The sequence below is a fragment of the uncultured Brachyspira sp. genome, assembly GCF_944390845.1.
Taxonomy (GTDB): Bacteria; Spirochaetota; Brachyspiria; order Brachyspirales; family Brachyspiraceae; genus Brachyspira; species Brachyspira pulli.
The window spans coordinates 1-25147 of sequence record NZ_CALXRM010000049.1 but is presented as its reverse complement, the minus strand read 5'-3'; the positions used below and the strand labels follow the sequence as shown (position 1 = coordinate 25147).

The window sequence follows — 25147 nt, the reverse complement described above, 5'->3', positions numbered from 1 at the left end:
TGAATTATCAATAGCATTAGCAGAGAACTTTCATCTGTTTGAAAATTGACAAAAGATATTTGTTTAGGTATATTCTAATTTTTTCTAAATAAAACAAGCAAAAAATAAAATATTATTACATTACACTTATCTTTTAAGGAAGTTTTTTATGAATTACAATGTGAACAAAAGTATCTTTTTGGGCGATTTGCCTATAGGAAAATCTTTCTTTTTTAGAATAGAAAATTCTCTTCTCATATCTAATAAAGAAGATATTATAGAAGTAGTTTCATTTTTGGACAATTTGGAAAATGATTTAAAATCATACTGTATATTCAAAGGTGAGATATTTCTTGATAAAATAAAAAATAAAGAGCTGTACAGTTATTATATTAAGAAAAAGTCAAGCACAAGTTTTCCAAAATTTGATGCTGATAAATCTGAGATATGCAGTTATCCTGCATCAAATATAGGTCTTGCTCCTAGAAACAGTATACCTGAAAATGGTTCTCCTGATTATGGTTTTGATTTAGATTATAAAGAAGATATATGGAATAGTAATATAACAAAGCTTTATGAAGATACAAAAATAAGTCAGTGGAATAGTTCTTCCGATATAGAATGGGATAAAATACCCGATTATGATAAAGATATGGAATTTGCAATAGCTCAAATTATGACTTATTTAACTGAAAATGAATTTTCTGCTTTGTATGTACCTAGTAAATTTATATCAAAAATAAGTCCGTATTTTTACGAAGTACCTTTATTTTTATCATCTCTTATGAATGATGAGGCAAGACATATAGATGCTTTTATAAGAAGAGCTAATATAAATGGTATGGGAGTTCAATATTCTTCAATAATAACTCAGAATTCTTTATATACATTATACAGAGAAAACAATTATTTAAAATCTAGTTTTCTTCTTCATATAATGGGGGAGGGAACTTTTGTAGATTTATTAAATTTTTTAGAAAAATATACTCAAGATGAAGCTACAAAAAAACTTTTAAGATTGGTTAGAATAGATGAATCAAGACATGTTGCTTATGGTATGAACCATATAAAGCAAGTATTAAAATATAATCCTAAAAAAGTTAATATTTTAAAAGAAGCCGTTTTTAAAAGAAAAGAATATTTAGATGAATTAAATGGGGAATCTACACTATTAATAGAATCTATGGCATTTCTTGCAGGTGGCGGTACATCATACACTCAATATAAAACAGGTATGGACCTCATTACAGAGCTTAAAGAAAAAATGCATATTAATAGAGTTCAAAGACTTGTTGATATAGGTATAGATGAGGATTTGGCTGTTGATATATCTAAAAGGCATACACCTAATTTCATGTGATTATCAGTATTATTTTTTTATATAAATTACAAATATTTTAAAAGGAGAATTAAAAATGAGTAAAATTTTTAATGATGCAATTGAATTTGCAAAAAAACATGCTGCACCTTATACAGAAGATGTAGACAAAAACGGAAGATTTCCTAAAGAAGCCTATGATGAACTTAGAAAACAAGGTTATATGGGATTAGTTGTTCCTAAAGAATACGGCGGAATGGGCGGCGGAGCTAAAGAACATGCAGAAGTTGTTCATGCTTTAGCAAATTATTGTGCTACTACAGCTTTATGTTATATGATGCATAATGTGGCAACTTTATCTATAGTTTTATTTGGAACAGATGAACAGAAAAAAGAATTTTTGCCAAAAATAGCAAAAGGTGAAATAGCTCTTGCTTTAGCTTATAGTGAAAGCGGAAGCGGAACACATTTTGGAAGCCCTGATATGATAGAAACTAAATCAGGAGATAAAATAATACTTAAAGGCAGAAAAAGTTTTGTAACTAGTGCTTTATTTGCTGATTATTATTTAACATTTACACAATCATGTGAAAATAAAGGAACTTTCAATAACTGGCTAGTTAGTCATAAATTGGACGGAATAGTTCATGAAGAAAACAAATGGGACGGTTTAGGTATGAGAGGAAATGCTTCTATGCCTGTTTGTTATAATGATGTAGAAGTTGATACATTCCATAGAATTGGAAAAGAAGGCGACGGCGGAAACGTAGCAAATTCTATTGTAACATATTTTATATTCGGACTTGGGGCAGTTTACAGCGGACTTACTAGAAATGCTTATAATTGCATATTAGATTATACTAAAAACAGAAAATATACTGATGGAAGATCTTTATCTGATATAGAAATGGTTAGAGTTAATTTAGCTGAAATATACACTAGAATGCAGTCAGCAGTTGATTTTACATTTGCTGCTGCTAATGCAGTTGAAAATAAAGAATCTGATGCTGGTTTAAAAGTATTCGGATGCAGAATTAATTCTATTGAGGCTGCTATTTACTGCTGTGAAAAAGCCATGAAATTAGGCGGAGGAAATGCTTATGCTAAAAGACTTCCTTTAGAAAGATATATGAGAGATGCCTTAGCTGCCCCTGTTATGGCTCCTGGTATTGATGTGTTAAAAACTTGGCTTGGCAATGCTATAGTTTCATAATAAAATTAATATATATTTTGAGGAGATAAAATGAAAACATTATTACTTGGTGCTGTTGCTTATGATCCTAAAGTTGTAGGAGTATGGGATATAATAAGAGATTATAGTAATGAATACGGATTAAAACTTGATTATGTTTTATTTTCAAATTATGAAAGACAAGTTGATTCTTTATTAAAAGGTCATATAGATATAGCTTGGAATACAAATGTAGCTTGGATTCAAACTTTATATGCTACTGATGATAAAGCCAGAGCTTTAGCTATGAGAGATACTGATACTAATTTTACAAGTAAATTTATTGTTAGAAAAGATAGTACAATTAAAAAATTAGAAGATTTAAAAGGTAAAAAATTTGGAGTTGGAAGTTTTGACTCTTCTCAGGCTGCTATACTTCCTATACAATATATAAAAGAATCAGGTTTGCAAATAAAAGAAATAGAACTTAATTCAGATGCAGATCCTAACTGTGTTAATATAGTAAGATATAATACAGATTTAGGAAAACATGGAGATACAGGCAAAAGTGAATGGCATGTGCTAGATGATATAAAAAGCGGAGCATTGGATGCAGGAAGCATAGGTTCTACTACTTGGATACGAGTACTTGAAGAAGGATTATACCCTGATGGAGAACTTATATCATTTTATACAGGTCCTGAATTCTGTCATTGTAATTTTTCAGTTATGCCTGATTTTGATAAGGATACTGGAGATGCATTTGTTAAGATGCTTACTTCTCAAAGCAAAGATGATCCTATAATCAAAAAGATGATGGCTATGGAAGGATTAAATGAATGGCTTGCAGTAGGGGAAAAAGAACTTAGAGGATATGATCATTTATATAAAGCTATGAAAGAACAAAATTATTTTTTAAATAAATAAAAAATATTATATTTGTCATAATATCAATTTAGGGTTTTATATTTTTTATATAAAGCCCTTTTTTATTGACTTATCAATTTAAAAAGAAAAAGCATAAGCTATAAATTAATATAACTTATGCTTCTATTGTTTTTATTTAATTATTATTTATTTTTTAGGTTCTTCTTTAGGAAGTATAACATTCAATATAATAGCAGTACAAGTAGCTATAACAACAGGGCTACTTCCAAATACTGTTTTAACCCAAGTAGGAAAAGTATCTAAAGCACCAGCAACTTGAACAGTACCCATACCTAAAGCAACAGCAAGACCAACTATTAAAGTATTTCTAGGGCCCATATTTTCAGTGAATACTAATTTAATACCAGTCATAGCTATAGATGCGAATACCATTATAGTAGCACCGCCTAATACACAAGAAGGTATAGTAGTAAGTAAAGCAGAGAATTTAGGGAATAAACCAGCTATTAATATTATAATAGCAGCAATTAAGAATACTATTCTGTTTATAACTTTAGTAGTAGCAACTATACCAACGTTCTGACTGTAAGTAGCAGTAGGCAAACAACCAAATACAGATGCTAATATATTAGTTATACCATAAGCAGTAATACCGCATTTTAATTCTTTATCGCTAGGCATTCTTCCCATACCGCCTGAAGTAGTAGCAGAAAAGTCTCCTATAGCTTGAACAGAGTTAACAGCAAATAAAAGAGCAATAGCTATACAAGCAGAAGGATCAAATACTATACCAAAAGGTAATAATTTAGGAGCTTGGAAAATACCAGCATTAGCAACACTTGTAAAATTAATCATACCAAAGAAAAATGCAGCTATATAACCAACTATTAATCCCATAAGTATAGAAGCTAATTTTAAGAAACCTTTAGTGAACTGATTGAATATTATAACAGCAATAAGAGTTATAAATGCAACAGCCCAATACTGCCAAGAACCAAAAGGTACAACTTGACCATTTATGCTATATAAAGTGCTTCCGCCAGCCATATATCTAACTGCAGTTGGATATAAAGAAAGACCTACAGTAAATACTACAGTACCAGCAATCAAAGGCGGGAATAATTTTCTAATTTTTTCTACAGCCAAACCAAATATAAAAGCAACTATACCGCCTATTACTTGAGCACCCAAAATAACAGCAATACCTTGAGTTCCAAGACCAGCACCTTCAGGACCTCTAGCTATAGACTGCATAGTAGATACATAAGCAAAACTAACACCAATAATCATAGGAAGTCTTGCACCTATATGATATCCTTTAGTAATAGGTATTGGAAAAATCATTATAATTGTAGATATGGCAGAAAATACTAAAGATGATTGAACTAACAATATTTGTTCAGGACTACCGCTCTTTAAACCTGCTGCAGATGATACTATAAGGGCAGGAGTTACACAACCAACAATCATAGCTACTACGTGCTGAATAGCTAATGGGAATGCCTGAGACATTTTAGGTACGCCTTCATAGCTAAACAGTAAATCATCTGATTTTTTTTCATTTGCACTCATATACTTCTCCATTAAATTAAAATGTTTTTATTTAAATTAATAAATTATTTTTTACAGATATCCTCTATAAAATACTTTATTAAATTTAAAGCACATTGTTTTCTATACAATGCAGTTGATCTGGCACTATCTCTAGGCTTCATAATAGCAGCGTATGCTTCTTGTATAGAATTAATGTTATTTTTCCAATCGTCAATATTTGAAGATGCAAATTTTTCTTCTATAGATTCATCTCTTGTAACTGTAACGCCTAATGTACAGAAACTTATTTTAAATCTGTATTTGTCATTTTCTTTAAGAGCTAAGGCACACATAGCTAATTTAGAAAGAGCATTAGCTTTTCTTGTACCTATTTTTCTATAGAAAGAATATTCATAATTTTTCTTAGGTATTATTACATGAGTAAGTATTTCATCATCTTTTATTGTCGTTTTACTCACGCCAGTAATAAAATCTTTTATTTTTATGTCTCTTTGAGAATCTTTACTTTTTAATCTTAAAACGGTATCCATAGCATATAAAGAAGGTAAGCTGTCAGCAGAAGGGGAGGCATTGCATATATTTCCTCCTATAGTAGCTATATTTCTTATTGGAGGACCTGCTATTCCAGATGCACTTTCTTTTAATACTTGAGGAGTTAAATCAGATTTTATTATCTCATCAAATGTTGTTGCAGCTCCAATGATGATATTATTTTCATCTTCTTTAATTCCTTTTAATTCATTGATAGAATTGATAAATACTACAGGTTTTTCAAATTTAGCTATTAAATTGCTTCCCCTTAAGTATTCAACCATTAAATCTGTACCGCCAGCAAAAACTATTGCATCATGCTTTGATTTTAAATCCAAAGCTTCATCTATATTTTTAGCTATAAAAGTTTCTACCATAATTTTTTGCCCTCCTTAGAAGCTATATCAGAAGCTCTTAATACAGCATTAACTATATGGTCATATCCAGTACATCTGCATAGATTTCCAGATAATCCCTTTCTAACTTCTTCCTCTGTAGGTTTACCGTTAGTATCTCTTAGTATAACCTCAGATGACATTACCATACCAGGTATACAAAAGCCGCATTGAACAGCACCTTCATCTAAAAAAGACTGTACTACAACTTTTCCTCTTTCAGTTTCTGTATATCCTTCTATAGTCATAACTTCTTTTCCTTCGCATAAAGCTATAGGAACTAAACAAGAGTTAACTACTTTTCCATCTAAAAATACTGCACAAGCACCGCATTCACCTTCTCCGCAGCCTTCTTTAGTGCCTGTAAGTTTTAATTCATCTCTTATAAAATCTATTAATCTAGTTAAAGGATTTAATTCTGTAGTAACTTTTTTTCCATTAACAGTAAAATTTATAGCCATTATAATACCTCCACTATATTTTCAGGTAAAATAGGTATGCTTGTGAAATGGTGTTTTAAAGCACTTTCCATAGCAGAAGCGTAAGCACTAGCAGCACCATCAAAAGTTATTTCACCTATACCTTTAGCACCTAATGGACCATATTGATATGGTTCACCCATTATACAAGTTTTTATTTCAGGCAAATCCAAAGAAGTAGGAATCATATAATCAGACATTTTTACTTGAAGGAATTTTCCGTCTTTATTTACTAATTTTTCTAAAGCTCCCCAACCAAGTGCCTGAGCAACTCCGCCTTTTATTTGACCTTCTACTATCTTTTCATCTATAGGATATCCGCAGTCAAATACAGCCCATACTCCTACAATTTTTACTTCTAATGTAACTTTGTCTACTTCTACTTCAACAACATTTATTCCAAGTCCGTAACTAGGATAAGCATCTCCTCTTAAAGTAGTAGTATCCCAGTCTATTAAATGAGTAGGGTGCTTGTAATCTTCTGTGATTTCTATTTCATCAGCTTCATTCCATCTTTCTTTTAATTTTTTAGAAGCTTCCTGTATTAAATATCCTACTATCATAACAGAACGTGAAGCTACAGTAGGACCAGTATTAGGAACTACATCTGTATCGTATTCTGCTATTTCAACATCTTCTAATGGGATATTCAAATTGTATGAAGCTATTTTTCTGAAAGTAGTATGTAAACCTTGACCAATTTCTGTATTTGAAGTTAGTATAGTTACTTTTTTACCCTTTTTCTTTAATTTTAATTTAGCTTTTATTATATCTCTTTCACCGCTTCCAGTAAAAGCACAACCATGCAAGAAACAAGATATTCCTATTCCTTTATACATAGAATTCTTGTATTCTTTATATTTTCTTTCATAGTCAGATTCTTTTAATGCCCAATCCAACATTTTAGGAAGTATTATATTATCATGGAATATACCGCCTGTTACTGTAGGGTCATTTTGTTTTATGAAATATTTTCTTTTTAATTCTATAGGATCAACACCTATTTTATTTGCAATATTATCCATAGTTCTTTCTATAGCAAATATTGCCTGAGGTCCGCCGAATCCTCTGAAGGCACAGCTAGGTACATTGTTTGTAGCATATAATCTTCCTAATACTCTTACATTAGGGAAATTATATACATTAGCAGCAGTATAAGTACATCTTTGCATTATAACTCTTGAGCTAGCTTCATAAGCACCAGCATCCATATCAGATACTACATCAAGAGCAATGATGTTATTGTTTTCATCAAGAGCAACTTTAGTAGTTATTTGAGCAGGCTGTCTTTTTACACTATAAGCCATATCAAACTGTCTGTCTAATATAAGTTTTACAGTTTTTTTAGCTTTATGTGTTGCAACGGCTACTACAGCAGAAACAATATCAGGATAATGTTCCTTACCGCCGAAACCTCCCCCTATAGGCGGAGCTATTATTCTTAAATTGTTATCTTCTACACCAAGAACAGGTGCAGTTGCTTTACGCACATAATATGGACATTGTGTAGATGAATAAATTGATACTTTATCATTTTCCCATACACCTACAGCACCATTAACTTCCATATATAAATGTTCTTGATATGGTGTATGATAAGTTTCTTCTATTACAGTTTTTGCTTTTTTGAATGCTTCATCTACATCACCATATCCAGCTTTGAATGATACAAATATGTTGTCATTATTAATTATAGGTCCGCCTAATAATTTTTTAGAATCTTCAATATTTAACACTACAGGCAAATCTTCGTATTCTACAGTTATTTTTTCAGCAATGTCATAAACTATATTTTTATCAGGGCCTACAACTAATAATATTGTCTCTCCAATATACCTTACAGTATCTTCAGCAAATGGAGGCCAATCAGATACTACCATGGTAGTCATATTTTTACCAGGTACATCTTTGTGATCAACAGTAAAATAACCTTCAGGTAATTCAGGAATATTAATTTTTAGTATTTTAGCTCTAGCTTTGGTAGAATAAACTATTTTTGCATATAGAACATCTTTTCCAAAGTCTATATCGTTTAAATACTTTGTTTTTCCTGTTAATTTACCTAAAGCATCTACTCTTGGAACTGAGTTTTTTAATTCTTTAATAAAAGTTTCCATATATACAATCCTTATAAACTAAATACTCAAAACACCATTTATGCATTATAATCTTCCGGCTTACTTTCTTTATCAGCAGGAAAGATAAGATTTGCTACAATAGATATAATACAAGTTGCAGAAACAGTGTCATGAAATATGAATTTTATATAACTTGGAAGACTAGCAATTGCATCTTGATGATTTGCTATTCCAAGACCCAAAGCAAAAGTAATTCCCATTACTACTATGTTGCGTTCACTAAAACCAGCTTTAGCTATCATTTTTATACCATTAATTAAAATCATAGCGAATACTGTTATTATAGAACCTCCTAACACGGAACTAGGTATAGCTGAGAATATGGCGCCTAATTTAGGGAAGAAACCGCATAACATTAAAACGAAAGCACCAGTTGCTATACAGAATTTATTAACAACTTTAGTCATAGATACTATACCTGCATTTTGACCGAAAGCAGTATTTGGAAGACAATTAAAAAATGCTGCAGTTGTAGAACCTAAAGCATCTGCCAATATAGCACCAGAAGTTTCTTTTTCTGTAGCTTCTCTGTCGAAACCTGCTATAGTTATACCAGAAGTATTTCCTATAGTTTCCAAACCGGAAGTTATATAAAGAACAGCGAAACTTAATATAGCAGAGAAAGAAAATTCTATTTTGAAATGCATTGGTAGAGGCAATTTAAACCAAGATGCTTCAGATATAGGCTGAGTATTAACCATGCCTAAACATGCAGAAACTATATATCCTATGATAAGACCTATCAATATAGCTGAATTTTTAATTATTCCTTTACCAAATTTCTGAAGTATAATAATAATGAATAAAGATAAAAAACCCATTGCTAAATTTTTAGGAGAACCATAATCAGGAGAACCGACCCCGCCAGCGAAGTAACCAACTCCTACATTGAGCAAACTTACTCCTATAGTTACAAGCGTACATCCTACAACCAAAGGCGGGAAGAATTTACGTATGTATTTATAGAAAAAACCCATTATAACTTCTGTTAAGCTTCCTACCATAGCACCGCCTAAAACCATTCCTATTCCACCCATAGAGGCAACGGTTTGAGCAGTTGGTACGAAAGCAAAAGAAGTACCCATAACTATTGGAAGGTTAGCACCGATTTGTCTATTTTTACCTAATTTTATAGGATAAAGCTGAATAAAAGTTGTAAGTCCTGATACAAACATAGCACATTGTACCATTACAACAGTATCAGCACCAGACAAACCACATACACCAGCAATAATTAATATAGGAGCTAAGTTTGACGTGAACATTGCCATTACATGCTGCATGCCCAGAGGAAGTGCAACAGCTATGCTAGGACGGCCTTCAAGTTGATAAACTAATTGTGAATTAGATTTATTCCCTTCCATTATGATCCTCCTCTTTTATTTAAATTATATTTTTACTATTATATATATTATATATATTATATATATTATATATATTATAGTAAATATAATTTTTTATTTCACTACTTTAGTACCAGTTTTTCCATTTATAGCGTCTTTAGCTTTTTCAAGTAAAGTAATCATAGCTTCTTTTCCAGTAGCTTCAACAAATTGCATACAAGCTTGTACTTTTGGAAGCATAGAACCAGGAGCAAATTGACCATCATCACAATGTTTTTTAGCTTCTTCTAAAGTCATAGAATCAAGCCATTTAACATCAGGTTTGCCAAAATTAATAGCAACTTTTTCTACAGCAGTTAAAATTATAAGCATATCAGCATTAAGCTCTTTAGCAAGTACTGAAGCAGCAAAGTCTTTATCTATAACAGCAGGCATACCTTTTAAGTGATTACCTATTCTTATTACTGGTATTCCGCCGCCGCCGCAACAAATTACTAATGCTTTTTCATTAAGCATAGCATTGATTGCAGTACTTTCAGCTATAGCAACAGGTTTAGGAGAAGCAACAACTCTTCTGTATCCTCTTCCTGCATCTTCTTTTACATTCCAGCCTAATTCTTTAGCTTTTGCTTCGCCTTCTTCTTTAGTCATAAACTGACCTATAGGTTTTGTAGGATTTTTGAAAGCTGGGTCATTTTCATCAACTACTACTTGTGTAATTAATGTAGCTATTGGCGGAACAGTAATATTTCTATTAGAGAATTCTTCCATAATAGCATTCTGTAAGTCATAACCAATATAAGCCTGACTCATAGCAACACATACTGATAAAGGTATAGGGTTTCCAGTGTTATGATTATTAGTATATTCATTCATAGCATTGTTGATGAAACCTACTTGAGGTCCATTACCATGAGCTACTATTACTTCACATCCGCTTTCTACTAAATCTACTATATTTTTAGCAGTTATTTTTACTGCTTTCATTTGCTCAGCAAGAGTATCACCTAAAGCATTACCGCCTAAAGCAATTACAATTCTTTTTTTATTTTCCATTTTTATATCCTTAGATAAAATTATATTTAATTATTATATATAATAAGTTCTTTTTTTCACAATATTAAAGATATAAAATGGTAAGCACTATTTATAAAATAGATACTTACCACTAAATTATTTTAATTTATTAGCAACCAAATACTCTTGGTTTTCCTTCTGAAGCTAATTTGCTTAATATAGCTTGAGGATCTCTGAATTTAGATAAGAAGATCATAGCAGCTATAACATAAGGTTTGTAGCTAGCTTGTTTGTAAAGAGGTACTCTATATCTGTCAAATACAGAAGCAGCAACCTCACCATCTTTACAGCTAACATCATTAATGTCAGCAGGTAAGCAGTGTAAGTATAATGCTTTACCGTCTTTAGTTTTCTTCATTTTTTCTTCAGTACAGCACCAGTCTTTGTGGTTAGCGTTTTGAGCTAATAATCTTTGTTCAAGTTCTTTTATGCCGTTAGTGTCACCTTTACCATAAAGTTCTGTTCTCTCTTGCATAGCAGCAAATGGAGCCCAAGATTTAGGATAAACAACGTCAGCATTTTCAAAAGCTTCGTCCATATCATTAGTGATAGTTAATTTAACGCCAGCAGCTTCAGCATTTTTCTTAGCAATAGCTTCAACTTCAGGCATAAGTTCATAACCTTTTGGATAAGCTAAAGCAACATCCATACCTAATCTAGTGAATAAACCAGCAGCACCTTGAGGTACAGAAAGAGGTTTACCGTAAGAAGGTGAATAAGCCCAAGTCATAGCAACTTTTTTACCTTTTAAGTTTTCTAATCCGCCTAATTCGTGGATAAAGTGTAAAGAGTCAGCCATCATTTGAGTTGGATGGTCTCTGTCACACTGTAAGTTAACTAGGGTAGGAATTTGCTCTAATATACCGTCATTGTAACCTTGTCTTACAGACTCAGAAACTTCTTTCATGTATTCGTGACCTTTACCAATGTACATGTCATCTCTGATACCAATAACATCAGCCATGAAAGATACCATGTTAGCAGTTTCTCTAACTGTTTCACCATGAGCTATTTGGCTTTTACCTTCGTCTAAGTCTTGTACTTCTAAACCTAAAAGGTTACAAGCAGAAGCAAAAGAGAAACGAGTTCTAGTAGAGTTATCTCTGAATAAAGAAATACCTAAACCAGAATCAAATACTTTAGTAGAAATATTGCTTTCTCTTAAGAATCTTAAAGCGTCTGCAACTGTCCAAACTGCTTGTAATTCATCAAAAGTTTTGTCCCAAGTTAGGAAAAAGTCATTTTTATACATTTTGCCAAATTCAAGACTATCAAGTTTTGAAATGTATTTTTGTATACCCATATTTTAAACTCCTTAAATTTTTTAGTATTTATAGTTTTTTTATAGTATTGATTATTTATTAGCACAATAAATAGTAGGTACAGCAGCATATAAAGCAGCACATACAACTAAATCTTGTTTCCAAGTAATTTCGTTAGGAGCATGAGCTTGAGCTTCAGCACCAGGTCCGAAACCTATACAAGGTATTCCGTTTCTTCCCATTATAGATACACCGTTAGTAGAGAATGTCCATTTATCAGTAAGAGGACGAGCTTTTCTAGATTTGTCTATTTCTGGAGTAGCACCTATTCTTTCAGTACCATATAAACCTTTGTAAGCTTCTTCTAAAGCTTTAGTTACAGCATGGTCTTCAGGAATTACCCAAGTAGGGAAGTAACATTCTATTGGATAAACTAAACCTTTCCAAGATGGTCTTTCATAATTGTACATAGATACTTCAGCACCATATTTTTTAACGTTAGGAAGGTTTCTGATTTCTTCTAAGCAGCTTTCCCAAGTTTCGCCAGCTGTCATTCTTCTGTCTAATGAAATAGAACAAGAGTCAGCTACAGCACATCTACTTGGAGAAGTGTAGAAAATTTGAGAAACTGTTACAGTACCTCTGCCTAAGAAGTTAGCTTCTTTGTATTGAGGATTGTATTTTTCTTCTAACATTTTTACTAAGCCTTTGATTTCTGTAGAATCTTTAGCATCGTTTTCGTTAAGGCTTCTGATATCTTGAAGTATGTCAGCCATTTTGTAAATAGCATTATCACCTCTTTCTGGAGCAGAACCGTGACAAGAAATACCTTTAACGTCTACTCTTATTTCCATTCTACCTCTTTGACCTCTGTAAATACCACCGTCAGTAGGTTCAGTAGAAATTACGAATTCAGGTTTAATTTTGCTTTCTTTACAAATGTATTCCCAGCATAAACCATCGCAGTCTTCTTCTTGTACAGTACCAACAACAACAACTTGGTATTTGTCGCTTAAAAGACCTAAATCTTTCATTATTTTAGCACCATAAACACCAGAAACTATACCTCCTTCTTGGTCAGAAGTACCTCTACCACCGATTTCGATGTCGTTTTCATAACCTTCATAAGGGTCAAATTTCCAGTTGTCTTTGTTACCTATACCAACTGTATCTATATGAGCATCGATACCTATTAAAGTTTTACCAGTACCCATATAACCTAAAACGTTACCCATAGGATCGATATCTACTTTATCAAATCCTACTTTGTTCATTTCTTCAGCTATTCTTTTGATTACGCCTTCTTCTTCACAAGATTCACTAGGAATTCTAATTAAATCTCTTAAGAATTTAGTCATATCAGCTCTATAGCCTTCTGCTTTTGCTTTTATTTGTTCAAATTGTTCTTTTGAAATAGCACTCATTTTTTATTCTCCCTAAAAAATTTATATATATATTTTTTATTATCTTTCTTTTGCTTCCCAAATGATATTTTTCCATCTTATAGGATCAGTATCACCTTCTGTGCTGAATAATAATACTTTAGAATTAGAGTCTAATTTTAATTGTTTTCTTAATTCAGCATATTCATCATTAAGCATAATAGTAGCTAATGCACCGAAAGGAGCAGCTCCAGATTCTCCAGATACTACTTGAGGATCGCCTTTTAAAGGAGCAGATAACATTCTCATACCTCTAGCAGCAACTGAATCTTCAGCAGCTATAAAACAATTAGCATGATTTTTAAGTATATCCCAAGAAGTGATATTTGGTTCACCGCAAGCAAGTCCTGCCATTATAGTGTTTAAATCACCTTCTACTATTCTTATTTTGCCATCTCCAGCAACAGCACCTTTGTATAAACAAGCAGCAGCATCAGCTTCTACTACAACCATTATAGGAGGATTATCTTTGTATTTGTTAGAGAAATATCCAACCATAGCACCAGCTAAAGAACCAACACCAGCTTGTACGAATACATGTGTAGGTCTTTCACCGAATTGTTCATCAGCTTCTAAAGCCATAGTACCATAACCTTGCATAATCCAAGCAGGTATTTCTTCATAACCTTCCCAAGCAGTATCTTGTACAACTACTCCGTTAGGTACTTTTGCAGCTTCTGCAGCAGCTTTTCTAACACATTCATCATAGTTATATTCTTCTATTGTAGCTGTAGCGCCTTCAGCTTGAATATTTTTTAATCTAGTTTCTGTTGAACCTTTAGGCATAAAAATTACTGATTTTTGTCCTAATTTATTTGCAGCCCAAGCAACACCTCTACCATGGTTACCATCTGTAGCAGAGAAGAATGTAGCTTGACCGAATTCATCTTTTAATTTTTGTGAAGTTAATACATCGTAAGGGAATTCGCTTACATCTTTACCCATTTTCTGTGCTATATATCTAGCCATAGAGTAAGAACCACCCAAAACTTTAAAAGCATTAAGACCGAATCTGTATGATTCATCTTTTACTTTTATAGTTCCTAAACCTAAATATTTTGCCATTTCTTTTAATTCAGATAATGGTGTTTGTGTATATTGAGGGAAACTTTGGTGGAAAGCTTTCGCTTTTTTTACTTCCTCAATAGACATAATTGGTAAATTTTTATCGTCTGTTTTAGGCATCTTATTTTCAGCCCATTTAAGCTCACTCATTTATATCCTCCTTTTTTGAATCTATATAATTATATAGAGTGAATTTACTTATTCCAAAATGATTAGAAACTTTATCTCCGGATTTTGTTATTAAAAATACTCCAGAATCGTTTAAGAAATTAATTGCTCTTATTTTTTCATCTTTATTCATAATGCTTGCTGGTTTTCCAATTAATTCTTCACTTCTTATTATTAATTTTTCCATAAGTTCTTGTGCACTATTTGGTATTTCTTCAAATTTTGATTTATTCTCTGTTTGTAATAGAGTTTCTAAATCGCTTTTAAATGGTATAAAATTTGTTATATCAAAATTTATAGATAGTATATATTTATACTTGCCATTAATATCTTTTATAAAAACAGTAGAAGATTTCAATATCTTACCATTTGATGTTTTAGTAAGATAAGACAAATGATCAACTATAGGTTCTCCTTTTTTTATTTTTTCTATAGTTTTTATTACAATATTTGAAGCACCTTCTCCTGCTTTTCTTCCTGTAATACCTCCATTAATTATAAAAATAATGGTATGATCTAAATCATCTTCTTTTAACTCATGAATACAAACTTCACAATTATTTCCAAATTGTCTTGCTATTCCATGTGCCACACTAACTAATGTTTCTAGTATTATATTAGAACTCATAACCGCCCTGAAAATATTGTAATATGAATTATATCTGTTTAATGATATGCCTATAGTATACTAATTTTTTTTTAGATTTTCAAGAAATAATCTAAATTTTTTTTGAAAATTCGTTGACAAATGAACTTTTTTTAATATCCTATTAAAATGTATAAAAAATATAATCTTATTAAAAATATATAATTTTAGGAGGCAGTTTATGCTATTAATAGGGGGAGGAAAATTAATCACTAGAGATGCTAGTAAACCATTTATAGAAGACGGTGCAGTTCTTTGCGATGGCAGATTAATTAAAGAAATAGGTACAACTTCAGATTTGAAGGCAAAATATAAAGATGCTGAATATATTGATGCTAAAGGCGGTATTATTATGCCTGCATTCATCAATGTTCATGAACATATTTATTCTGCTATGGCTAGAGGCTTTAGTATTAATGGTTATAATCCTAAAGGCTTTTTAGAAATATTAGATGGTATGTGGTGGACTATAGATAGAAATCTTACTTTAGAACAAACTAAACAAAGTGCTATGGCTACTTATATAGAATCAATTAAAAGCGGTGTTACTACTGTATTTGACCACCATGCTAGTTTTGGTCATATCGAAGGTTCTTTATTTGCTATAGAAGAAGCTGCTAAAACTATGGGCGTTCGTTCTTGTTTATGTTATGAGGTTTCTGACAGAGACGGAGAGGCTAAATCTAAAGCTTCAGTTAAAGAAAACCTTGATTTTATTAAACATGCTATGGCTGATAAAACTGATATGATTAAAGGTATGATGGGAATGCATGCTTCTTTCACAATTTCAGATAAAACTATGGAAGCTTGTATGAAAGATTTACCAGAAGGTATAGGCTGCCATATTCACGTTGCTGAAGGTATAGAAGATTTACATGCTTGTTTGAAAGAACATGGTAAAAGAATAGTTGACAGACTTTACGATTTCAAAGTTTTAGGACCTCAAACTATATTAGTACACTGTATATATATTAATCCTCATGAGATGGATTTGATTAAAGATACAGATACTATGACTTCTCATAACCCAGAATCAAATATGGGTAATGCTTGCGGATGTCCTCCTACAATGGAATTAATAAAAAAAGGTATATTAACAGGTTTAGGTACTGACGGATATACTCATGATATGACAGAATCATACAAAGTTGCTAATGTTCTTCATAAACATAGTCTTTGTGATCCTAATGCTGCTTGGGGTGAATTACCTACAATGTTATTTGAAAATAATGCTAAAATAGCTAATCGTTATTTTGAAACTCCTCTTGGCGTACTTAAAGAGGGAGCAGCTGCAGATGTTATAATTATGGATTATAAAAATTATACAGAATTAAGCGACAAAAATATCAATGGACATATATTATTTGGTATGAACGGCGGACATGTTAATACTACTATTTGTAATGGTGAAGTATTAATGAGAGACAGAAAACTTACAAAAATTGATGAAGAAGCTGCTTATGCTAAAATAAGAGAAGAATCTGCTAAACTTTGGAAACAGATTAATAAATAATAGATAATTATACAATTAATAATAAACTCTTTATGAATATATATTAAACAATGGGTTTGTAGGGCCCATTGTTTAATTATTAAAAGAAGAAAATTAAATTTTTTGTTCTATATTATAGAATAAATTAAATTTATAGAATTTTTGATTAATAAAAATAAATACAGTAAAATTAATTTGGAGGATTATATATGAGTGATGTAATGACACCCATTCCTTTTGGAAATATTATGAACTGGATTTTAGAAGAAAAAAAATCTGGTAAGGTGTTTGGTGTTTCTAGAGCATTTAAAGCTGACAAATCTAAATATTATGAAATTTTCGGCAGAAAATTAGAAACTCCTATAGGACCAGCTGCAGGACCTCATACTCAGTTGGCTCAAAATATAATAGCTGCTTACTATACAGGAAGCAGATTCTTTGAACTTAAAACAGTTCAGAAAATGGACGGTGAAGAATTAAGCAAATGTGTAGCAAAACCTTGTATTACAGCTAATGATGAATGTTATAACTGTGAATGGTCTACAGAACTTTATGTTCCACAGGCTTTTGATGAATATGTTAAGGCTTGGGTAGCTTTAAAAGTAATTGCTAAAGAATGGGATTTAGGAGATATGGACGGTTTTCAGTTCAATATGTCTGTTGGTTATGATTATGAAGGCATTAAAACTGAAAAAATAGATAATTTCATTGAAGGCATGAAAGATGCTTCTAATACTCCTATTTTCAAAGAATGTAAACAATGGTTAGCTGATAATATTGATAGATTTACTAATTTCAAAAAAGAAGATATTGATAAAATTAATGCTGATATTTGTAACTCTGCTACTTTATCAACACTTCATGGTTGTCCTCCTACAGAAATAGAAAAAATTGCTTCTTACTTAATCACTGAAAAAAAATTAAATACTTTTGTTAAATGTAACCCTACTTTATTAGGTTATGAATATGCTAGAAAAACTTTAAATGAAATGGGTTATGATTATATATCATTTACTGATTTCCACTTTAATGATGACTTGCAGTATATCGATGCTGTTCCAATGCTTCAAAGACTTCAGAAATTAGCTGCTGACAATTCATTATCATTTGGTGTAAAAATTACTAATACATTCCCTGTAGATGTTAAACAAAAAGAATTACCATCTGAAGAAATGTATATGTCTGGTAAATCTTTATTCCCACTTTCTATGACAGTGGCTTCAAGATTAAGCAAAGACTTTGATGGCAGTTTAAGAATATCATATTCAGGCGGATGTGATTATTTCAATATTAATGATGTTATAGATGCTGGAATTTGGCCTGTAACTATGGCTACTACTTTCTTAAAAAACGGCGGTTATCAGAGAGGAGAGCAAATAGCTAAAAATCTTCCTGCTCCTAAAGCATTTACTAAAGTAGATGTTGCTAAAGCTGAACAAATCGTTGAATGGGGAAAGAAAAGCAAACATCATGTAAAACCAATCAAGCCTCTTGCAAGCAGAAAAGTTAATAAAAAAGTACCTTTAGTTGACTGTTTTATAGCTCCTTGTATGGAAACTTGTCCTATACATCAAGACCTCACTACTTATATAAGACTTAATTATCAAGGCAAATATGATGAGGCTTTCAAAGTTATTATAGAGAAAAACGCTCTTCCATTTGCTACAGGTATATTATGTCCTCATACTTGTATGGATAAATGTACTAGACAATTCTATGAAGAACCAGTAAGCATAAGAGCTTGCAAATTAGAAGCTGCTAGAGCTGGTTATGATAAAGTTATCAATACTTTAAAACCTGCTGCTTCTATAGGTAAAAAAGCTGGTGTTATAGGTGCTGGTCCTGCTGGTCTTTCTGCTGCTTTCTTCTTGGCTCGTGCTGGAGTAGAAGTTACAGTATTTGATAAAAGAGAAAAAGCTGGCGGTGTAGTTGCTAATATTATACCTAATTTCAGAATAACTGCTGAAGAAATAGGAAACGATGTTAATTTATGTAAACAAATGGGTGTTAAATTTGAATTAGGCAAAGAAATTAAAGATATAAAAGAATTTGCTAAAAATTACGATTATACAGTTGTTTGTATAGGTGCTCATAAAAATATGCCTTTAAAACTTGAAGCAGGCGAATCTATGAATGCTCTTAAATTCTTAGAAGAATTCAATAAAACTAATGGTAATGTTGAATTAGGAGAAAATGTAGTAGTAATCGGAGGCGGTAACACTGCTATGGATGCTGCTCGTGCTGCTAAGAAAAATAAAGGCGTTAAAAATGTTAGATTAGTTTATAGAAGAACTAAGAGATATATGCCTGCATTAGAAGAAGAATTAAAAGAAGCTTTAGAAGATGGTGTTGAGTTTATGGAATTACTTGCACCTGTTAAAGTAGAAAATGGTAAACTTCTATGCAAAAAAATGGAATTATCTGACTTTGATGAAAAAGGCAGAAGAAACGTTGTTGAAACTAATGAAACAGTAGAAGTTCCTGCTAATACTGTTATAGCTTCTATAGGTGAACAGATTGAATCTGACTTCTATAAATCTAATGGTATAGATGTTGATGATAAAGGTAAGCCAAAATGTAATGCTAATAATGAATCATCTATCAAAAATGTTTATGTTGCTGGTGATGGTTTATATGGTGCTGCTACTATAGTTGAAGCTATAAGAGATGCTAAAGTTGTTGCTGAAGCTATATTAGGAAAAGCTATTGCTCCTGATTTGCCTTCTGTTTCAACTGAAGAAATAGTTTATGGTAAAAAAGGTAATTTGAAAGAAGTATCTAAAGATCCAGAAGGTACTAGATGTTTAAGCTGCGATTATATATGTGAAAGCTGTACAGAAGTTTGTCCTAACAGAGCTAATGTGGCAATTAAAGTTGAAGGCGGAGCTAAAATATCACAAATTATACACGTTGATTATATGTGTAATGAATGCGGTAACTGTGTTACTTTCTGTCCTTATGATTCAGCACCTTATAAAGATAAGTTTACATTATTTGCTACTGAAGAAGATATGAAAAATTCTAAAAATGATGGTTTCTTATTCTTAGATAAAGAAGGAAATGCTAAATTAAGAATCGACGGTAAAGAAGAATCTTATAAAGCAGGTACTTCTAAAAACTTTAATGGTGTTTATAGTATAGTTGATACTGTATTTAATAATTATAAATATTTAATATTAAAATAATTCCATCATTATTATATGGCATAACAATGAATTTTATAATTCATTGTTATGTTTGTTTTTATTATTATATATATATTCATAGGAGGAGTTTATATGGGAGAGAGCGTTAATATTGTTATTAATGGCAAGGAAATGAGCTTTGATTCTGATAGAAAGCTAATGGACGTTCTTAGAAATGACTGTAAGTGTAAGTCAGTAAAAGACGGCTGTTCAGAAGGAGCTTGCGGAACTTGTACTGTTTTAATAGACGGTAAACCTACTAAAGCATGCGTACAAACTATAGGAAGACTTCAAGGTAAAAGTGTTCAGACTATAGAAGGTTTCACACAAAGAGAAAAAGATGTTTATTCTTATGCTTTTGCTGTTTGCGGAGCCGTTCAATGCGGATTCTGTATACCTGGTATGGTTGTTTGTGCTAAAGGTTTAATTGATAAAAATAATAATCCTACAAGACTTGAAATTGTTGCTGCTATAAGAAATAATATCTGCAGATGTACAGGTTACAAAAAAATCATTGATGCTATAGAATTAGCAGCTAAAATGATTAGAGAAAATATCGATGTAAAAGAATACAAAGGTAAAGTAAAATTAGGCGATAGAAATATTGTAAGAGTTGATGCTAAAGAAAAAGCACTTGGTATTGGCGAATATTGTGATGATGTTGAAATAGATGGTATGCTTTATGGTGTTGCTGTAAGAACTAAATACCCTAGAGCTAAAATATTGAAAATAGATATAAGTGAGGCAAAAGCTTTAAAAGGAGTTGTTGATGTAATAACTGCTAAAGATTTGCCTGGTGCTAAAAAAATCGGTCATATATTCCATGACTGGGACGTATTAATTGGAGAAGGCGAAACTACAAGATTTATAGCTGACGGTTTAGCTTTAATAGTTGCTGAAGATGAAGCTACTGCTAAAAAAGCTAGAGATTTAGTAAAAATAGAATATGAAGAATTACCATTGGTAAGAAATCCTGAAGAAGCTATGAAAGAAGGTGCTCCTTTGGTTCATGAAGATAGAGAAAGCAATTTACTTACTCATGAAAGATTAGTTAAAGGAAACGCTGATGAAGTAATAGCTAAATCTAAATATAAAGTTACTAGGCATTATGAACTTCCTTGGACAGAACATGCTTTCTTAGAAGCTGAAGTTGCTGTTGCTATGCCTTTCAATGAAGATGGTATATTTGTATATTCAAGCGATCAAAGCGTTTATGATACAAAAAGAGAAGTTGCTATGGCTTTAGGTATAGATGCTGATAAAGTTGTAGTAGAAAATAAATATGTAGGCGGCGGATTCGGCGGTAAAGAGGATATGAGTGTTCAGCATTATGCTGCTATAATGGCATACAGAACAAAAAGACCAGTTAAATTCAAACTTACAAGACAAGAAAGTATTTACTGGCACCCAAAACGTCACCCTATGAGCATAGATATGACTACAGCTTGTGATGAAAACGGTATACTTACAGCTATGAAAGCTACTTTAGTAACTGATGCTGGTGCTTATGCTTCATTATCTGGTCCAGTACTTCAAAGAGCTTGTACTCATGCTGCTGGTCCTTATAATTATCAAGTTATAGATATAGACGGAAAATCAATTTATACTAATAACCCTCCTACTGGACCATTCAGAGGATTTGGTGTTCCTCAATCATGTTTTGCTACAGAAATGAATATAAACTTATTAGCTGAAATGTGCGGTTTGGATCCTTGGGAAATAAGATATAGAAATGCTATACGTCCGGGTCAGGTACTTCCTAACTATCAAATAGCTGATGAAGCTACTGGACTTGTTGAAACATTAGAAGCTGTTAAAGATGTATTCTATAATAATAAATATGTAGGTATAGCTTGTTCTTTGAAAAACTCTGGTGTAGGTGTTGGACTTCCTGATACAGGCAGAGTACGTTTAGTTGTAGAAAACGGAAAAGTACATGTATATTCTGCTGCTTCTTGTATAGGACAAGGTGTTGCTACTGTACTTTATCAAATAGTTGGAGAAACTCTTGATTTAGATGATGACAAAATAATTGTTCATAATCCTAATACTGCAACTTCTCCAGATTCTGGTACTACTTCCGGTTCAAGACAAACACTTATTACAGGTGAAGCTTGTAAGAGAGCTTGTGAAGAACTTAAAAAAGAAATTGATGCTGGAAAATTATTAAGCGATTTAGAAGGAAAAGAATTCTATGGTGAATGGCTAACTATAACAGATAAAATGGGAGTTGATAAACCTCACCCTGTTTCTCACGTTGCTTATAGTTATGCTACTCAAGTATGCGTACTTAATGAAGACGGTACTATAAATAAAGTTGTTGCTGCACATGATATAGGTAAGGCAATCAACCCTATAGCTTTGGAAGGTCAAATTGAGGGCGGTGTTGTAATGTCTTTAGGTTATGCTTTGACAGAAAAATTCCCGCTTGAAAATTGTGTTCCTAAAGTTAAATTCGGTACTTTAGGTTTATTCAGAGCTGATAAAACTCCAGATGTTGAATCTATTATTATAGAGAAACCTGGTATACCTTATGGTTATGGTGCTACAGGTATAGGAGAAATTTCAAGTATACCTACTGCTCCTGCTGTTGCTGCTGCTTATTATAGGTTAAACGGTGAGTTCCAAACAGAACTACCACTTAAAAATACTCCTTATTCAAAATAATTTATTATGAGTTTATTTAACGATGAACTTGTAATTGTAAGAGGAGCTGGTGATTTAGCTACAGGTGTTGTGTATTCCTTATATAAAGCTCATTTAAAGATCATTATATTGGAAACACAATACCCCTCTTCTATTAGAAGAAAGGTTTCATTATCTGAAGCTGTTTATAATGGTGAGAGCAAAGTTGAAGATATTGAAGCTGTTTTAGTAAAAAGCTATGAAGAAGCTCTTAATATAATTGCAAATAAAGATTATAAAAAGATTCCTATTCTTATAGATCCTAATTGTGATATACTAAAAAATATAAAACCAACATTTTTAATTGATGCTATAATTGCTAAAAAAAATCTTGGCACTAATAAATCTATGGCTAAATATACTATAGCATTAGGACCCGGTTTTACTGCTGGTAAAGACTGTGATATTGTTATAGAAACTATGCGAGGTCATAATCTCGGAAGAATGTATTTAGAAGGCGAGGCTATACCTAATACAGGAATTCCCGGTAATATAGGCGGTAAAGAAGCTGAAAGGGTAATACATGCAAGTTCTGACGGTATTATTGAAAACGTAAAAAACATAGGTGATTTTGTCAAAGAAAAAGAAGTTATAGCATACATAAACAATAATAATGAAAAAATAGAAGTACTTGCTACTTTTGATGGTCTTTTAAGAGGCATTATAAAAGATTGTTTTAAAGTTCATAAGGGTTTGAAAATAGCTGATATTGATCCTAGAAAATCTGAATATGATAATTGCTTTACTATTTCTGATAAGGCTAGAAATTTAGGCGGTTCTGTTCTTACTGCTATGATGTATTTATATAATAGATAATTAATTTTAGATTATACCTAAACAATTATATTTTATCAAAAATCAATTTATATTTTTATTTTTATATTTGGGGCTTTGCCCCAAACCCCACTTCTTTTGCGACCGAAGGAAGTACTGTAAGTATTGCCACAAAGAAGCTATATCCTCGACAAGCTCGGATACGCTTCGCGAAAGGCTATATTGGGCTTTAATTTAATAAATTATATTACATGTAAAACATTTTTAGTATGATTTAGTACTAATTTTTACACTTGCACTTTTTGGTTCTTTGACGAAGTCCGCAGAGCGTATGCGGCGGGAAAAAGAACAATAAACAAATTGACAAAGTTAAAAATTTTTGGTATATATAACTCTTATATAATTATTTATATTAAAAAATCTTCATTATAAATTATATCAATTTTATAATGAAGATTTTAATTTATTTAAATATAAAATTTACTTTCCATTTCTTGGAGCTTTTTTTAGAATATCTGCAATTTCTCTAAGTTCAAGATTCTCTGCCATATCTAAAGCAGTATCTCCATGGTTATCTTCTATATTTACATCAGCTCCTTTTTCTACTAGAAATTTAACAAATGGTTCAGCAAACCTTGATCCTGATGATGCACAAGCCCACATTAAAGAAGTGTATCCTTCATAATCTTGAGCATTAATATCTGCACCTTTTTCTAATAAAACTTCAGCTAATTTTATACGATATTCCTGAAAACTTTTATTATTAAAATTACCTTCACCCATACCAAGATATATCAAAGGAGTATATTCTCGTTTATTCTTTATGTTTACATCAGCACCTTGCTCTATTAAAAAATTGGCTATTTCAAAGTCTAGTATATCAATACTTCCTTCATCTGAAGTATCAAGAGTTTTATTTAAAGCTGTGTATCCTTCATTATCTTGGGCATTTATATCAGCATTTTTTGAAACTAAATATTTTATTACGTCTATATTTATTTCCAAACTAGGTTTACATGCTAATATTAAAGCAGTACTTCCTCCTTTCTGAGAGTTTACATCAGCACCGTTTTCAACTAATAATTTTACTGTTTCTAAATTATTTACACCATACATTAAGGCTGTATTTCCATAATCATCGAAAGCATTTATATCTGCACCTTTTTGTATTAGAAGTTCTACCACTTTTATATTATGAAGTTTGGAAGCATACATTAAAGGTGTCTTTCCATCCTCATTTGTTACATTTATATCTGCACCTTTTTGTATTAGAAGTTCTGCCACTTTTATATTATGAAGTTTGGAAGCATACATTAAAGGTGTTTCTCCATCCTCATTTGTTACATTTATATCTGCACCATTATTTATTAAAAATTCTGCAGCAGATGAATTTTCATTTTTATAATAATAATATCTATAGTCAGGATGTTCATTATCTAATGAGAGTAATAGGGGAGTTTCTACTGAGCTATGTTCAGAATGTGTTTTAGCATTTACATCAGCACCTTTTTCAACTAAAAATTTAACCATATCATAGTCATTTCTTAAAGCTGCT

The 25147-nt window shown here is 31.6% G+C and carries 18 protein-coding genes; 7 read left to right on the top strand and 11 right to left on the bottom strand.

From position 1 onward, the window contains the following. The first annotated feature begins 148 nt into the window (after positions 1-148). From Q0K52_RS10215 to Q0K52_RS10205, 3 genes are read left to right on the top strand one after another with little or no spacing between them, the layout of a single operon-like run. Positions 149-1339: a DUF455 domain-containing protein gene (locus tag Q0K52_RS10215; RefSeq protein WP_297299086.1), complete on the top strand. Its 1191-nt coding sequence runs from the start codon at positions 149-151 to the stop codon at positions 1337-1339. Positions 1340-1394: 55 nt separating this feature from the next. Beyond that, positions 1395-2510: an acyl-CoA dehydrogenase family protein gene (locus tag Q0K52_RS10210; RefSeq protein WP_297299084.1), complete on the top strand. Its 1116-nt coding sequence runs from the start codon at positions 1395-1397 to the stop codon at positions 2508-2510. A gap of 30 nt (positions 2511-2540) precedes the next feature. Further along, positions 2541-3395: a PhnD/SsuA/transferrin family substrate-binding protein gene (locus tag Q0K52_RS10205; RefSeq protein WP_297299082.1), complete on the top strand. Its 855-nt coding sequence runs from the start codon at positions 2541-2543 to the stop codon at positions 3393-3395. 147 nt (positions 3396-3542) lie between these two features. On the opposite strand, the gene Q0K52_RS10200 is transcribed toward Q0K52_RS10205, so the two are convergent. The 10 genes from Q0K52_RS10200 to Q0K52_RS10155 form a co-directional block, all read right to left on the bottom strand. Next, entirely contained in the window at positions 3543-4928 is a 1386-nt protein-coding gene (locus Q0K52_RS10200; RefSeq protein ID WP_297299080.1) for a solute carrier family 23 protein, read from the bottom strand. A 44-nt stretch (positions 4929-4972) separates the two neighbouring features. Continuing rightward, the gene (locus tag Q0K52_RS10195; protein WP_297299078.1) at positions 4973-5818 is read right to left on the bottom strand and encodes an FAD binding domain-containing protein; all 846 of its coding nucleotides are present in this window, start codon (positions 5816-5818) and stop codon (positions 4973-4975) included. Then, complete coding sequence (locus Q0K52_RS10190) at positions 5812-6297, bottom strand: (2Fe-2S)-binding protein (protein ID WP_297299076.1); 486 nt, start codon at positions 6295-6297, stop codon at positions 5812-5814. Before Q0K52_RS10190 ends, Q0K52_RS10195 begins: the two co-directional genes overlap by 7 nt. Further along, positions 6297-8432, bottom strand: coding sequence for a xanthine dehydrogenase family protein molybdopterin-binding subunit (locus Q0K52_RS10185; protein WP_297299074.1), 2136 nt, complete (start codon positions 8430-8432; stop codon positions 6297-6299). The genes Q0K52_RS10190 and Q0K52_RS10185 overlap by 1 nt, the downstream gene beginning before the upstream one ends. 38 nt (positions 8433-8470) lie before the next feature. Next, positions 8471-9817 carry a nucleobase:cation symporter-2 family protein gene (locus Q0K52_RS10180; RefSeq protein WP_297299072.1) on the bottom strand — a complete coding sequence of 449 codons (1347 nt, stop codon included), beginning with the start codon at positions 9815-9817 and terminating at the stop codon, positions 8471-8473. 93 nt (positions 9818-9910) lie between these two features. Next, positions 9911-10852: a carbamate kinase gene (arcC, locus tag Q0K52_RS10175; protein WP_297299070.1), complete on the bottom strand. Its 942-nt coding sequence runs from the start codon at positions 10850-10852 to the stop codon at positions 9911-9913. A gap of 130 nt (positions 10853-10982) precedes the next feature. After that, positions 10983-12176 (bottom strand): knotted carbamoyltransferase YgeW, encoded by a 1194-nt coding sequence (ygeW, locus tag Q0K52_RS10170; protein WP_297299068.1) that lies wholly within the window; start codon positions 12174-12176, stop codon positions 10983-10985. Between the two features lie 51 nt (positions 12177-12227). Continuing rightward, a complete protein-coding gene (locus Q0K52_RS10165; RefSeq protein WP_297299066.1) occupies positions 12228-13559 on the bottom strand; it encodes a YgeY family selenium metabolism-linked hydrolase in 1332 nt (443 codons plus the stop codon). Positions 13560-13598: 39 nt separating this feature from the next. After that, entirely contained in the window at positions 13599-14792 is a 1194-nt protein-coding gene (gene dpaL / locus Q0K52_RS10160; protein WP_297299064.1) for a diaminopropionate ammonia-lyase, read from the bottom strand. Further along, positions 14785-15438 (bottom strand): transcriptional regulator, encoded by a 654-nt coding sequence (locus Q0K52_RS10155; protein ID WP_297299062.1) that lies wholly within the window; start codon positions 15436-15438, stop codon positions 14785-14787. Before Q0K52_RS10155 ends, dpaL begins: the two co-directional genes overlap by 8 nt. A gap of 199 nt (positions 15439-15637) precedes the next feature. Here Q0K52_RS10155 and ssnA point away from each other — a divergent pair, with 199 nt between their 5' ends. From ssnA to yqeB, 4 genes are all read left to right on the top strand, one after another. After that, positions 15638-16969: a putative aminohydrolase SsnA gene (ssnA, locus tag Q0K52_RS10150; RefSeq protein ID WP_297299060.1), complete on the top strand. Its 1332-nt coding sequence runs from the start codon at positions 15638-15640 to the stop codon at positions 16967-16969. A 188-nt stretch (positions 16970-17157) separates the two neighbouring features. After that, entirely contained in the window at positions 17158-20133 is a 2976-nt protein-coding gene (gene ygfK, locus Q0K52_RS10145) for a putative selenate reductase subunit YgfK (protein ID WP_297299058.1), read from the top strand. A gap of 93 nt (positions 20134-20226) precedes the next feature. After that, positions 20227-22800 carry a selenium-dependent xanthine dehydrogenase gene (xdh, locus tag Q0K52_RS10140; RefSeq protein ID WP_297299056.1) on the top strand — a complete coding sequence of 858 codons (2574 nt, stop codon included), beginning with the start codon at positions 20227-20229 and terminating at the stop codon, positions 22798-22800. 6 nt (positions 22801-22806) lie between these two features. Continuing rightward, positions 22807-23634, top strand: coding sequence for a selenium-dependent molybdenum cofactor biosynthesis protein YqeB (gene yqeB, locus Q0K52_RS10135; protein ID WP_297299054.1), 828 nt, complete (start codon positions 22807-22809; stop codon positions 23632-23634). A gap of 438 nt (positions 23635-24072) precedes the next feature. Here the strand turns inward: yqeB and Q0K52_RS10130 are convergent. Next, positions 24073-25147 (bottom strand): ankyrin repeat domain-containing protein (locus Q0K52_RS10130; protein WP_297299052.1); only part of this gene is annotated, 1075 nt, incomplete at its 5' end.

Coding starts and splice junctions, on each gene's coding strand:
- arcC (WP_297299070.1), bottom strand. CDS start 10,852: ATGGAAAATAAAAAAAGAATTGTAATTGCTTTAGGCGGTAATGCTTTA.
- Q0K52_RS10210 (WP_297299084.1), top strand. CDS start 1,395: ATGAGTAAAATTTTTAATGATGCAATTGAATTTGCAAAAAAACATGCT.
- Q0K52_RS10205 (WP_297299082.1), top strand. CDS start 2,541: ATGAAAACATTATTACTTGGTGCTGTTGCTTATGATCCTAAAGTTGTA.
- ygeW (WP_297299068.1), bottom strand. CDS start 12,176: ATGGGTATACAAAAATACATTTCAAAACTTGATAGTCTTGAATTTGGC.
- Q0K52_RS10165 (WP_297299066.1), bottom strand. CDS start 13,559: ATGAGTGCTATTTCAAAAGAACAATTTGAACAAATAAAAGCAAAAGCA.
- Q0K52_RS10155 (WP_297299062.1), bottom strand. CDS start 15,438: ATGAGTTCTAATATAATACTAGAAACATTAGTTAGTGTGGCACATGGA.
- yqeB (WP_297299054.1), top strand. CDS start 22,807: ATGAGTTTATTTAACGATGAACTTGTAATTGTAAGAGGAGCTGGTGAT.
- Q0K52_RS10180 (WP_297299072.1), bottom strand. CDS start 9,817: ATGGAAGGGAATAAATCTAATTCACAATTAGTTTATCAACTTGAAGGC.
- xdh (WP_297299056.1), top strand. CDS start 20,227: ATGGGAGAGAGCGTTAATATTGTTATTAATGGCAAGGAAATGAGCTTT.
- Q0K52_RS10215 (WP_297299086.1), top strand. CDS start 149: ATGAATTACAATGTGAACAAAAGTATCTTTTTGGGCGATTTGCCTATA.
- ssnA (WP_297299060.1), top strand. CDS start 15,638: ATGCTATTAATAGGGGGAGGAAAATTAATCACTAGAGATGCTAGTAAA.
- Q0K52_RS10195 (WP_297299078.1), bottom strand. CDS start 5,818: ATGGTAGAAACTTTTATAGCTAAAAATATAGATGAAGCTTTGGATTTA.
- Q0K52_RS10200 (WP_297299080.1), bottom strand. CDS start 4,928: ATGAGTGCAAATGAAAAAAAATCAGATGATTTACTGTTTAGCTATGAA.
- dpaL (WP_297299064.1), bottom strand. CDS start 14,792: ATGAGTGAGCTTAAATGGGCTGAAAATAAGATGCCTAAAACAGACGAT.
- ygfK (WP_297299058.1), top strand. CDS start 17,158: ATGAGTGATGTAATGACACCCATTCCTTTTGGAAATATTATGAACTGG.
- Q0K52_RS10190 (WP_297299076.1), bottom strand. CDS start 6,297: ATGGCTATAAATTTTACTGTTAATGGAAAAAAAGTTACTACAGAATTA.
- Q0K52_RS10185 (WP_297299074.1), bottom strand. CDS start 8,432: ATGGAAACTTTTATTAAAGAATTAAAAAACTCAGTTCCAAGAGTAGAT.